Below are 12,773 nucleotides of genomic sequence, written 5' to 3'. Positions count from 1 at the left end.
GCGGTTTTACGGATGAAGGCATCGAGTTTGATGCCGGTGTTCTCATCGACTCCAAGTTCAAGCCAGGCTGTGGTGCCGTTGGAGTAAAACGTGTAGGTATCTTTCGGGCGGGTGTCCCGATAGGCGATGGTGTCATCAAGTGTTTTGCACAGGTCGCGGACTTTGCGGCGAATTTGACTGCGGGTAGGAAAAGACTGGTTGGGTGTGCTGGGGGTGAAATAGTCAGCCAGCATGCCATCAATAAGCGCCAGTGTGGCAGTGGTAGGCCCGGCAAGGGCTGACATGGGCTGGTCAATAGCGATAAGGGATTCGATATCAAGCACATAGTGCTCTTCTTGCAAGGCCTTGACCTTCGGCAAGGTGTCCAGGCGGTGGAGGGCTCTAAGGCCTGCTTTGATGTGTCCTTCGGTTAGTGCCCAGGCGTTGACGAGGCTCAGCGCTGTGGTGTCGATATCGTCTTCTAGTTGTGGTTTGCCACTAAGCCAGGCCTGAAAGGTGGCTTTCCTGGCAATGCTGCGGGCAACAGCGTGTGGGTTATGAGGGTTGGTAATGCTAAAGAAGGCGTCGGGCAGGATGGTGGTGGTGCTCATTGGCGTATCCCCGAAAATAATCTAGTTAGAAGAAGTGTTCTACAACCAATCCTACTGGCGGCGCCACACCAGGTCTATAGCCTGCGGGGATAAACTTCACAAATCAAGAAGCATGGGGGTGTCGAGCAGTGCTTTAGGTTGTGTGTTCGACTCTTGTCGAGCTGGGGGTATAGGTTTCACTCATGCATAACAACGGGGGTAGGTGAACGGTGCAATCAAAGAAAGATGGCGCCACATGCCCCTTTCTGAGCACTGTGTGTCGACAGGGATAGACTGGGCACAGTTCACCGCACAAACACGGATGAAGGGATTGTGAATGACTATCAAGGTGGGTGTCCTCGGCGCTAAGGGCCGCGTGGGGCAAGCAATCGTGGAGGGCGTCAACGCTGCAGAGGATCTGGAGCTTGTCGCTGAAATCGGTCGCGATACTCCGCTTGAAAAGCTGGTTGAAGCTGGCGCGCAGGTAGCCGTTGACTTCACCCAGCCTGCATCCGTTATGGCCAACCTTGAATTCTGTACTCAGCACGGCATTCACGCAGTCGTGGGTACCACAGGTTTCGACGCCGAGCGTCTGGCGCAAGTGGAGGAATGGACGAAGGAGGACGGTGCGGGCCACGTGTTGATCGCTCCAAACTTTGCTATTTCGGCTGTGCTGACCATGGTCTTCGCGGCTCAAGCAGCGAAATTCTTCGACAGTGCTGAGGTTGTTGAGTATCACCACCCGAACAAGCTCGATGCGCCGTCCGGCACCGCGGTTCATACCGCACAGGGCATCGCGAAGGCCCGCAAGGAGGCTGGATTGGATGCTATGCCGGACAAGACCGAGCAGTCCCTTGACGGAGCACGTGGTGCGGATGTCGATGGTGTTCATGTTCACGCAGTCCGCATGCAGGGAATGGTAGCGCACGAAGAGGTAATCTTCGGCGCTCAAGGTCAGTCCCTGACCATTCGTCAGGACTCCTATGACCGTTCCTCTTTCACCCCAGGCGTGCTCGTGGGTGTGCGGGAAATCGCGTCCCACCCGGGGCTTACCGTGGGCCTGGAAAAGTACTTGGAGCTGTAATGGCTAGGGTCACTGAGCTTGATGTCCAGCTCATCGCGGCCACTGCTTTCCACGCGCCGCAGGGAGTGGACTGGGAGGTGGACGGGGAGGCGTCGGAAAGCGAGGCTCTTGTCGAGTTCGCTGGGCGAGCTTGTTATGAGTCCTTCGATAAGCCGAACCCACGTACTGCGTCGAACCAGGCTTATCTGCATCACATCCTCGAGGTTGGGCATGATGCGCTGCTCGAGCACGCAACCGCGACGCTGTATATCCGCGGTTTGTCGCGTTCGGCAACGCACGAGCTAGTTCGCCACCGACATTTCTCTTTTTCGCAACTCTCGCAGCGCTTTGTTCATTCTAAAGAGGCTGAAGTGGTGCTACCGAAGCTCATCGCGGAGGATGAACAGCTCACACGCCTGACTCTGCAGGCGGCGGACGATGCTCGTTTTGTCTATGAAGAGCTCCTCGATGCTCTTGAATCGAAGCTCGAGCAGGAACCGAATGCATTGCTGCGCAAGAAGCAGGCACGCCAGGCCGCCCGTGCAGTGCTACCCAACCTGGCGGAGTCTCGCATCGTCGTGACCGGCAACTACCGGGCGTGGCGTCACTTCATCGGCGCGCGGGCGACGGAACAGGCGGATACGGAGATGCGGCAGCTAGCGGTGACATGTCTGAAACTGTTGCGAGAGCAATCGCCAGTGCTTTTCGACGATTTCAATATCACCTCCCTGAGCGATGGCACTGAAATGGCGTCGAGCCCCTACGCTTAAGGAGAAATTTAAGACTCGCGCACCGCCCCGATTCAGCTAATAGGGCGCAAAGCGGGTAATCTTGACGCCTATGAGCACAGGTATGACAGCACAGACAGGCGTCGACACTTTCGGACGCGTGGGCGTAGCGATGGTCACCCCGTTTGACCAGGATGGTGCGCTGGACGTGTCTGCGGGGCGTCGCCTAGCAGCTCATCTCGTTGATAACGGCGTCGACTCGCTGATCCTGTCGGGTACTACGGGCGAGTCACCTACGACGTCGTTGGATGAAAAGCTGGAGCTGTTTGCGGCTGTGAAGGAAGAGGTAGGGGACCGAGCCACCCTCTGTGCTGGTGCGGGAACCAACAACACCGCTACCAGCGTCGAGGCGGCACGCGCCTTTGCTGATGCAGGTGCGGATAGCCTTTTGGTTGTTACCCCGTACTACTCCAAGCCCGCCCAGGCTGGTGTGTACGCGCACTTCACTGCCGTGGCTAACGCCGTGGATCTTCCGATTTGTCTGTACGACATTCCTGGCCGCTCGGGCATCCCGATCGAAACGGAGACGATTCTCCGTCTCGCGGGCGTGCCGAACATTCAGGCCGTCAAGGACGCTAAGGGCGACCTTGTTGCGGCCGCACCGCTTATCCAGGAGACCGGTTTGGCATGGTACTCCGGGGATGATGGCCTCAACCTGCCCTGGCTTGCCCTTGGCGCATCGGGTGTCATTTCCGTGATTGGTCACCTTGCACCGCGCGCCCTGGCAGATCTCTATGTGGCCTTCGATGAAGGTGATATCGCACGTGCACGAGAGATTAACGCGAAAACTTTAACCCCGCTCATCCAGGCGCAAGGCCGTCTGGGCGGAGCAACTCTTGTTAAGGCTGCCCTGCGTCTGCAGGGTATTGAAGTAGGGGATCCTCGACTTCCTGTATCCGCGGCTGACGCGGAGGAGGTTGAGGCTCTCCGCCACGATTTGGAGAAGGCTGGAGTCCTTTAAGAATGACTGAATCCCGTAACCGCTCCCGCAAGGTAACCCGCAAGGCGGGCCCGCCTGCGGAGACTGAGACCGCCTCGAATGAGGCGGCTTCGCCGGTTTTCCAAGCGCCGAATGAATCGGCTGCGACTGGCACTAATTCGAACGAGTCTGATAACTCGAATAACTCGAATTCTGAGGACGGCAACCGCCGCTCCCGCTCCCGTGGTTCCCGCGGCGGCCGTGGCCGTGGTCGCGGTGGCAATGGTGGCGCTAACAATAACGGTAGTAACGGCAACAACAATGGTGGTCGCAACAACGGCCGCAACCGCAATAACAACCGTGGCCGCCGCAACGTGCCTAAATCCATGCAGGGCGCGGACCTGACTAAGCGTTTGCCGGAACCTCCAAAGCAGCAAAAGGATGCCCTGCGCATTTACGCTCTGGGTGGTATCTCTGAGATCGGTCGCAACATGACCGTCTTTGAGTACCAAGATGAACTGCTCATCATCGACTGTGGTGTGCTGTTCCCGTCCTCCGGTGAGCCAGGCGTGGATCTTATCCTGCCGGACTTTGGTCCGATTGAGAAGAAGATTCACAAGGTCAAGGCCCTCGTGGTGACCCACGCGCACGAGGATCACATTGGCGCTATCCCGTGGCTTTTGAAGCTGCGCCCGGATATCCCGATCGTGGCGTCGCGCTTCACCATCGCGCTCATTGCTGCAAAGTGTAAGGAGCACCGCCAGAAGCCGAAGTTCGTGGAAGTCAACGAGAAGTCTGATGTGAACTACGGCCCGTTCCGCTGCCGCTTCTGGGCAGTGAACCACTCGGTCCCGGACGCACTTGGTGTCATGCTTGGTACTCCGGCAGGCAATATCATTCACACGGGTGATATCAAGCTGGACCAGACCCCGCTGGATAACCGCCCGACTGACCTCCCAGCACTGTCGCGCTACGGTGATGAGGGCGTGGACCTCATGCTGTGTGACTCCACCAACGCCAACATCCCGGGTGTTTCTGCCTCTGAAGGTGACATTCCGGCAACGTTTAAGCGTTTGGTGTCTGGAGCCAAGCAGCGCGTGATCATCGCGTCCTTCGCGTCGAACGTGTACCGCGTGCAGGCGGCTATCGACGCCGCCGTGGCCGCCGGCCGAAAGGTCGCATTCAACGGCCGTTCCATGATGCGCAACATGGAGATCGCGGAAAAGATGGGCTTCCTCAAGGTTCCGCGCGGCACCATCATCCCGATCGATGAGGCCGCCAAGATGGCTCCGCACAAAGTTCTGCTCATCACAACGGGTACCCAGGGCGAGCCGATGGCTGCTTTGTCCCGCATGGCGCGTCGCGAGCACCGTCAGATCACGGTCCGTGATGGTGACCTCATCATCTTCTCCTCCTCCCTCATTCCGGGTAACGAGGAAGCAGTATTCGGTGTCATCAACATGCTGTCCCAGATTGGTGCTGAAGTTATCACCAATAAGGAGGCCAAGGTTCACGCCTCTGGCCACGGCTACGGTGGTGAGCTGCTGTTCCTGTACAACGCAGCACGCCCGAAGAACGCCATGCCGGTTCACGGCGAGTGGCGTCACTTGCGCGCGAACAAGGAGCTCGCAATCTCCACGGGTGTTGCCCGTGATCGCGTCGTCCTTGCGCAGAACGGTGTTGTGGTTGACTTGCGCAATGGTCGCGCCGAGGTCGTTGGCCAGATCCCGGTGGGTAACCTCTACGTCGATGGTGTGTCCATGGGTGACGTCGACGCGGATACCCTGGCAGACCGCACCAACCTGGGTGCAGGGGGCGTAGTGTCCATTACCTGTGTCATCGACAACCGCACCTCGCGCCTGTTGGAGCACCCGACGGTATCCACTACCGGTTTCTCTGATGACGACCGTGGCATCGTGCCGGAGGTCGCAGAGATGGTGGAGAATACCATGAACGATCTCGCCGCAGAGGGCGAGAATGATACCTACCGTATGGTGCAGAAGATTCGCCGCAAGGTAGCTAAGCTCATGTCTTCGAAGTACAAGCGTGAGCCGGTTATCCTGCCGACGATCGTTCCGACTAACTCGGATATCCTGTTGCCGGACGAGGACGAGGTGCTCGCCTCCCGCGAGTCGCTCTAAAACAGCTACGACGGTGCCCCAGCGTTCCTGCCAACGGTAGGTATGCTGGGGCGCATGTCGTTTTCATCTGCTGAGCGCGCCAAGATGGTGGCGCTGTTTCATGAGCTAGGCCCCGACGCACCCACGCTGTGTGAAGGATGGACTACCCGTGACCTCGCTGCACACTTGTGGGTACGCGAAAACCGTCTTGATGCTTCCGCTGGGCTCTTCGTTCCGGCTCTCTCTTCGCGCCTCAAGAAGGCCACGGAGGAAGCGCTCAAACGCGATTATGACGAGCTGGTGGATGACTGGGGGAGTGCGGCAAGCAAACTTAATCCTTTCCGCTACGCCGACAAGCTCGTTAACTCGGCTGAGCACTATGTGCATCACGAGGACATTCGCCGCGCGAATGGACGCACCGAAGCGCGTGAATTTTCCCATGCTGCGCAGAAAGAACTGCTTCTTACCTTGAAGACGATGGGGGCAGGATTGCTATCACAGTCGAGTCTTCCCGTGGTATTAGAGCCGAGTGGTTTCCCGCCCATCGTGGCAGCGGATAAACATGGTGTCGCGGAACAGGGTGATGCCATCGTTCGTGTGCGTGGCACTGTGTCCGAAATCTTGTTGTGGGCGTTCGGACGCGATGCTGCACACGTCGAGATTGTGGGAGATACGAACGCCATCACCAGGTCAAGTCTCTAGACTGAACCCGCTGGAAATTTCGCCACACGCGTGTGGCTTATGTTGTTAATGGTGCATTTGCTACTAGAGTGGCAGACATGTCTGTCAAAAACGCTCCGTCTCGCGCTTCCGGTCGAGGTCGCGCCGCTGATCGCTCGCGGCCGTCCGGCCGAAGCAGTTACTCGCTGACGTCTGCAACTCGCGCTGCTGAGACCTCCGAAGAGAGGACCGGCAGCGCCTTTCGTGCCGTAGGGCGAGGCTTAGGAACCGTTTTTGGCGCGACCGCCCGCGGAATGGGTGGCATGGCGAGGGGCGTCGGCCATGGCTTGGCTGGTTTGAAACCAGCTGATTACAGTGACCGAGACGAGAATGTCTACGACGGTGACTATGATGCCTATGACGCTTATGAAGCAGAAGCGTACGAGGATTACGACGAGTTGAGGGAGCCAGGGGCAATTTCTGGGCGCGCGAAGAACAAGAAGGCTACGAACACCACACATGAAGCCGCGGCGAAGGCGGCGTCGAAGAAGAACAAAGTGACCCGCGCGCGCGACGTTGATGGGGACGCAGCTACCACTGTCATGGATCGCCCGACGTCAACGGAGAAGAGCATCCGCATCTCAAACCCGGATGCTGTGGCCCTAGTGCTCATCGGCATCGCCATCATTCTGGCCTGTGCCACGTGGTTCCAGGTCGCGGGCATCATCGGTGAATACCTGACCGATGCCGTGCGCTACGTCATTGGTGCGGGCGCGTATGTCCTCCCGGTGGGCCTCCTGGCGGTCGCCATCGCGCTCATGATGGATTTTTCGGGCCCTGCTGGACATTTTAAGCCGCGTGTCGTGGGCGGGACGTCGCTCATCATCGTGTGCATGCTGAGCCTGATTCATGTTTTCGCTGGCCTCCCTGACCTAACCTGGAAGAATAATGCGGCCGGTGAAGCAGGTGGCGCCATCGGCTTCGGAATCGGTGAGCTGCTCGTTGCGGCTTTCTCTAGCTATGTAGCCGTGCCTCTGTTGTTCCTGCTCATTGTGTATGGAGCGCTCAACGTCACCGGCATTACTTTGCGTGAAGCCTATGACTTCGTGGCAGCGCAGTTCTCCGGCCTGGTGGATGGTGTTCGTAACCGCAAGCAGAGCAGGGAAGAGGAGCTGCTTGACGACGTCCCCGAGGATGATTACGGCTACGTCACCGACGACATCGATGCGATTGCAGAGGGGCGCGAGCGCCCCGAACGCCAGTCTTATACTCCACGTCCTCGACCGCGTCCGCGCCCCGCGCAGGCTTACCCAGTAGCGGAGCCGGATGAGAATGCCACGGTTTCCTTTGATTCCGCGGCGTCCGCAAAGCCGGTGCAGAACGAGCCGGTTCAGCAAGAACCGATCCAACACGGTCGTCCGTCCTTCGACTCTTTGCACACGGCTCAGATTGATGACACTGATGAGTTCCCCGCTGTTCCGGAGCCAGAACCTCAACCGGCTCCGGCACCGAAGCCTGCTCCCAAGAAGCGTCCGCGCGTGGATGTCGGCGGGGCAGCCGGTGCGGCGCTCGGTGCGGCGGCAGCGGGGACGTCGGCAAGCGCGGCCCATAAGGCTGCCACTAGCGGTGACGTCGTCTCCGACGCGCATTCCGAGGCTGTGCGCCTCTTCCAGCAGCGTTCTGGACGCGATGCAACGACCGGCGCCAAGGTAGATGAAGAGCCGCCGGCACAGCAGGAAACCCCGACAGAACCCAGCGGTGCTGAAGACACAGCGCTTGGCGGAGGCTACGACGTCCCGACGACGGACTTGCTCACTGCCGGTAAGCCAGCCAAGGCTCGCACCGAAGCTAACGACCGCATTATCGAGGCCATCACTGAGGTCTTCGAGGAATTCAAGGTCAACGCCCAGGTCACTGGCTTTAGCCGTGGACCGACAGTCACGCGCTACGAGATTGAGCTTGGCCCAGGCGTGAAGGTTTCCAAGATCACGAACCTGCAGTCCAATCTGGCCTATGCCGTGGCAACGGATAACCTGCGCCTGTTGACGCCGATCCCGGGCAAGTCTGCCGTGGGCATCGAGGTGCCGAACGCCGACCGCGAAATGGTACGCCTGCGTGATGTGCTTGATTCCCCAGCACTGCGTGCTGACCACGACCCCATGCTCATTGGTTTGGGCAAGGACATCGAAGGCGAGTACACCTCCTTCTCCGTGAAGAAGATGCCGCACCTGCTGGTCGCCGGTGCTACTGGCTCCGGTAAATCGGCATTCGTGAACTCCATGCTCGTCTCGCTGCTGACTCGAGCAACCCCGGAAGACGTGCGCCTCATCCTCGTTGACCCGAAGATGGTGGAGCTCACGCCGTACGAGGGCATTCCGCACCTCATCACTCCGATTATTACGCAGCCGAAGAAGGCTGCGGCTGCTCTGCAGTGGCTGGTGGAGGAGATGGAGCAGCGCTACATGGATATGCAGGCAGCTCGCGTGCGCAAGATTGAGGACTTCAACCGCAAGGTTCGCAGCGGAGAGTACCAGGCACCGGTCGGATCACAGCGAGAGATGCGCCCCTACCCGTACATCGTCTGCGTTGTTGACGAGCTGGCTGACCTCATGATGACGGCTCCAAAGGAAATTGAGGATTCCATTGTCCGCATCACTCAGAAGGCGCGTGCGGCGGGTATCCACCTGGTGTTGGCGACGCAGCGTCCGTCCGTGGACGTGGTGACCGGCCTTATCAAGACCAATGTGCCGTCCCGCCTGGCGTTTGCGACGTCCTCGCTGACGGACTCCCGCGTCATCCTGGACCAGGGCGGAGCAGAGAAGCTCATTGGCATGGGCGATGGCCTCTTCATCCCGCAGGGCGGGCGCCCGGTGCGTATGCAGGGCGCCTTCGTTTCCGACGAAGAGGTGCAGGCAGTTGTCGACGCCGCCAAGGCCCAGGGCACCCCGAACTACACCGAGGGCGTGACGGACGACAAGACCTCCGAGGCAAAGAAAGAGATTGACGAGGAGATCGGCAAGGATATGGACGACCTCCTCGAGGCCGTCGACCTTGTAGTCACCTCCCAGCTGGGCTCGACGTCGATGCTGCAGCGCAAGTTGCGTATCGGCTTCGCCAAGGCTGGTCGCCTCATGGACCTCATGGAATCCCGTGGTGTAGTGGGGCCGTCGGAAGGTTCGAAGGCTCGCGAGGTTCTGGTAAAGCCGGAAGAGCTCGACACCATCATCTGGATGATCAAGGGCGCTGATCCTGCTGAGGCTCCGAAGGAGATTCAGGAGGCTGAGGCTGACGGCGACAGTGCAGATGCCTCGAGTGATGACGACACACGCACCGTCCAGATCAACGCCAACCCCTCTGCAGGTGCGTTCTAGATTCCGTGTAGGATAGGACAAGTCTTGGAGGGGAGTACCCCACACTTCGGCGCTGATCGTCAACACGGCAACTGCGAGACAGTTCCCGGTCGCGTCGGCTAGCAACGTTCTCGCATGGGGATTGTTAGCGGGGGAGACCTCCGGTCTTTGTAGCCACGCCGACCGGAGGGATAGGGCACTATGCATGTTCCACTATGGGTCTGGGCCATCACCATCGCGGTGATCCTGGGCTTCTTTATTTTCGACTTCTACAGCCACGTTCGTTCACCACACGAGCCCACCATTAAGGAATCCGGTGGCTGGACACTGTTTTACATGGCAATTGCCGTCGTCTTTGGCGGTGTCGTGTGGGTGTTGTGGGACAGCGAACATGCAGCGCAGTTCTATACCGGTTGGGTAACGGAACAGGCACTGAGTGTGGACAACCTATTCGTCTTCTCTCTCATTATGGGGTCTTTCAAAATTCCCCGCAGGTATCAGCAGAAGGTGCTGCTCATTGGCATCGTGCTGGCGTTGGTCTTCCGCCTCGCCTTCATTTTGATGGGTGCGGCTATCATCGCTGCCTGGTCTGATGTCTTCTACATCTTCGCAATCTTCCTCATCTACACCGCAGTGAAGCTGCTCATTGATGAGATGAATGGTACGCCTGAGACCGATCCCAATGACATGCTGGTGGTCAAGTGGCTGCGCAAGGTGGTACACGTAACCCCGCGCTACCACGGCGACAAACTCACGCACCGTGAAGAATCCGGTGAGAAGAAGGGCAAGTTTGCTCTGACACCGCTCTTTGTGGCGTTGGCGGCCATCGGGCTTATCGACGTCATGTTTGCCTTCGACTCCATCCCCGCTATTTATGGCATTACGTCGGAGCCGTTCCTGGTCTTCACCACCAATGCGTTTGCCTTGATGGGTCTGCGCCAGATGTTCTTCCTCATCGATGGCCTGTTGGACCGCCTTGTTTACCTGCCTTATGGCCTCGGCGTTATCCTGCTCTTCATCGGTATCAAGCTGCTGTTCCACGCATTGCACGAAAACAACCTGCCGTTCATCAACGGTGGCGAAAACGTCAGCGCGGTTCCGGAGATTACGACCCTTACCTCGCTTTTGGTCATCGTCGGTGTTCTCGGCATCACCGCGTTGCTTTCGGTGTGGAAAGACAAGCGCGATCAAGCCCAAGGTGGTGTGGTAATTTCCCACAACCACTATGACTGGGACGACTTTGGCAACAAGATCGTCCGCAACAAGGAAGGCGAGCTCGTTGGCAAGGCGGACGAGCTTCCCAAGTCCGAGCTGCCCTAAAATTGCGGCTTAGATAAAAGCGATTCGTGGTGGCTCTTAGAAAGAGTTAATGACGGGGTTCCACTCGCGGAAGGCGCGGCCGGTGACGGCACCCTCGGTGTAGAAGGGATCCTGGTCCATAAGCTTGATAACCTGAGCCACTTCGATGGATTCGTCTTCAAACTGGAGCACGATGAGTGCGCCACCTTTCGAATCTGTGAATGGGCCCGAACCGCAAACCTGGCCCTTCTCATGCAATGCGCCAATGAACTCGCGGTGCTGAGGGCGAGTCTGGGCGATGATTGGGTTGTTCGGGTTGTACTCATAGGACACTGCGAAATACTTCATGCACTCCATGCTAGTTCGCAGCGAGTGCGTGAGAGGGCCGTTCAGCATATGGGTAGGGAGGGTGCTGCCTCGGTTGTGCCGTTGTGGCACTGAGGGTGGGGTGCTCACGGTAGGATGATGGGCGTGAAGAATTCCCAGGATGCGCAAAACCAATCTCATGCCACGGATGTTAATCCCGAGGTATCCAATTGGAACCTGCCCAACATCCTGACGAGTGTGCGAATCCTTTTCATCCCACTCTTCGCGTGGCTCGTGCTTGGCGGGCACGACTGGTGGGCCTTCGGCTGTTTCGTGCTTCTTATGATCACGGACAAGCTAGACGGTGATATTGCGCGGTCGCGGGGTCTTATCACCAACTTTGGAAAGATCGCTGATCCCATTGCGGATAAGGCGCTCATGACCGCGGCCTTTGTGTGCCTCAACATCATCGGCGTGTTGCCGGTGTGGGTGACCGTTCTAATTCTCATTCGTGAGTTTGGCATTACCATCTGGCGCTTTGTCCTGCTGCGTCAAGGTAAGGTCGTGCCGGCTTCCCAAGGCGGAAAGCTCAAGACAGCACTGCAAACGTTGGCGGTGGCCCTCTACCTGTGCCCACTGCCAAGCTGGATGGACCTCCCCAGCTTTATCGTTATGATTGCCGCTGTCATCGTCACCGTTGTCACGGGTATTCAGTACCTCATCGACGGCTATAAGGAAAACAGGGCGGGGCACGCCAATGGGCGTTGAGAGCGACCTTGTCGCCGTACTTCGCGAACGTGGGGAGACAGTGGCCTTCTGCGAGTCCCTAACTGCCGGTCTCGCAGCGGCGAGTGTGGCTAGCGTACCTGGGGCATCCGCAGTTTTGCGCGGCGGGTTGGTCACATATGCCACTGAGGTCAAGGCACACTTCCTTCACACGTCGGTGGACCGCCTTGAAGAGCAGGGCGTTGTCTCCGCGGACACTGCCGTGGGGATGGCGCACGCAGCGTGTGTGGAGACAGGCGCTGACTGGGGCATCGGGCTTACCGGCGTGGCGGGGCCTGACCTGCAGGAGGGGAAGCCAGCAGGGACGGTGTATGTGGGGCTGTGCAGGAGGGGCGTCGTTAAGCGCGGCGTTCTCATCGAACTCGATGAGGGAGAAAGAAACGCCATTCGCGCCGCCGCCGTGGAGGCGGCCTTGAGCCTGCTCCTATCAACTGTTCAAGAAAAGTAGGCGATTGTGGGAACAAGAAGGGGCGCTCGGCCGTTATACCGAGTGATGAACACTTCAGTTGCACTTCTTGAAAAACCCACTCCGGCAGTAGCGCGGACTGCAGAGCGAGCTCCAGAGCCGCTTCTTCGTGAGGCGCTGGGGTTGACGCTGCGGGCCTTCCGTGCAGATAAAGGCGTGACCTTGCGTGAACTCGCAGGTGTGGCGCGTGTGTCCCCGGGGTACCTTTCGGAGTTGGAGCGCGGACGCAAAGAGGTTTCTTCTGAGCTTCTAGCATCCGTGTGCCACGCGCTTGATGTCAGCGTGTCAGATGTCCTCATTGAGGCCGCCGGATACATGGCGCTGCCGTCGATGGATGAAGAACTAGCCTCCACTGCACCGGCAGCGTCGGAACTTTAAGCGCTAGCCCTAATCCGGCTTTAATCGGCGACGCATTTCCATTGGCTTCGCTACTATTGGGCGGGTAGA

The 12,773-nt window shown here is 58.6% G+C and carries 11 protein-coding genes and 1 pseudogene; 10 read left to right on the top strand and 2 right to left on the bottom strand.

Annotated elements, in window-relative coordinates; translation table 11 throughout:
- Positions 1-590, bottom strand: a pseudogene (locus QP922_RS05970) (HNH endonuclease); the annotation flags it as partial.
- 316 nt (positions 591-906) lie between these two features.
- Here QP922_RS05970 and dapB point away from each other — a divergent pair.
- From dapB to QP922_RS05935, 7 genes are all read left to right on the top strand, one after another.
- Positions 907-1,653: a 4-hydroxy-tetrahydrodipicolinate reductase gene (gene dapB, locus QP922_RS05965; protein ID WP_284808340.1), complete on the top strand. Its 747-nt coding sequence runs from the start codon at positions 907-909 to the stop codon at positions 1,651-1,653.
- The gene (gene thyX, locus QP922_RS05960; protein ID WP_284808339.1) at positions 1,653-2,402 is read left to right on the top strand and encodes an FAD-dependent thymidylate synthase; all 750 of its coding nucleotides are present in this window, start codon (positions 1,653-1,655) and stop codon (positions 2,400-2,402) included. The genes dapB and thyX overlap by 1 nt, the downstream gene beginning before the upstream one ends.
- A gap of 70 nt (positions 2,403-2,472) precedes the next feature.
- Positions 2,473-3,381: a 4-hydroxy-tetrahydrodipicolinate synthase gene (gene dapA, locus QP922_RS05955; protein ID WP_284808338.1), complete on the top strand. Its 909-nt coding sequence runs from the start codon at positions 2,473-2,475 to the stop codon at positions 3,379-3,381.
- Positions 3,382-3,383: 2 nt separating this feature from the next.
- A complete protein-coding gene (locus QP922_RS05950) occupies positions 3,384-5,480 on the top strand; it encodes a ribonuclease J (protein WP_284808337.1) in 2,097 nt (698 codons plus the stop codon).
- Positions 5,481-5,522: 42 nt separating this feature from the next.
- Positions 5,523-6,161, top strand: coding sequence for a TIGR03085 family metal-binding protein (locus QP922_RS05945; RefSeq protein ID WP_284808335.1), 639 nt, complete (start codon positions 5,523-5,525; stop codon positions 6,159-6,161).
- 77 nt (positions 6,162-6,238) lie between these two features.
- Positions 6,239-9,490, top strand: a complete 3,252-nt coding sequence (locus QP922_RS05940; protein WP_284808333.1) for a DNA translocase FtsK — start codon at positions 6,239-6,241, stop codon at positions 9,488-9,490.
- 180 nt (positions 9,491-9,670) lie between these two features.
- A complete protein-coding gene (locus QP922_RS05935; protein WP_284808331.1) occupies positions 9,671-10,789 on the top strand; it encodes a TerC family protein in 1,119 nt (372 codons plus the stop codon).
- A 36-nt stretch (positions 10,790-10,825) separates the two neighbouring features.
- Here QP922_RS05935 and QP922_RS05930 read toward each other — a convergent pair whose 3' ends face one another.
- Entirely contained in the window at positions 10,826-11,116 is a 291-nt protein-coding gene (locus tag QP922_RS05930) for a YciI family protein (RefSeq protein ID WP_070672172.1), read from the bottom strand.
- A 117-nt stretch (positions 11,117-11,233) separates the two neighbouring features.
- Here QP922_RS05930 and pgsA point away from each other — a divergent pair, with 117 nt between their 5' ends.
- Genes pgsA through QP922_RS05915 form a run of 3 tightly spaced genes read left to right on the top strand, consistent with a single transcriptional unit; the run spans position 11,234 to position 12,704 of the window.
- Positions 11,234-11,842, top strand: a complete 609-nt coding sequence (gene pgsA, locus QP922_RS05925; RefSeq protein WP_284808329.1) for a CDP-diacylglycerol--glycerol-3-phosphate 3-phosphatidyltransferase — start codon at positions 11,234-11,236, stop codon at positions 11,840-11,842.
- Positions 11,832-12,308, top strand: coding sequence for a CinA family protein (locus QP922_RS05920; RefSeq protein ID WP_284808328.1), 477 nt, complete (start codon positions 11,832-11,834; stop codon positions 12,306-12,308). The genes pgsA and QP922_RS05920 overlap by 11 nt, the downstream gene beginning before the upstream one ends.
- 45 nt (positions 12,309-12,353) lie before the next feature.
- The gene (locus QP922_RS05915) at positions 12,354-12,704 is read left to right on the top strand and encodes a helix-turn-helix domain-containing protein (RefSeq protein ID WP_039675834.1); all 351 of its coding nucleotides are present in this window, start codon (positions 12,354-12,356) and stop codon (positions 12,702-12,704) included.
- Positions 12,705-12,773: the final 69 nt, after the last annotated feature.

It is taken from the genome of Corynebacterium sp. MSK218, from assembly GCF_030232655.1.
In the GTDB taxonomy this organism is placed as follows: Bacteria; Actinomycetota; Actinomycetes; order Mycobacteriales; family Mycobacteriaceae; genus Corynebacterium.
This window is presented reverse-complemented; position numbering and strand designations above follow the sequence as displayed.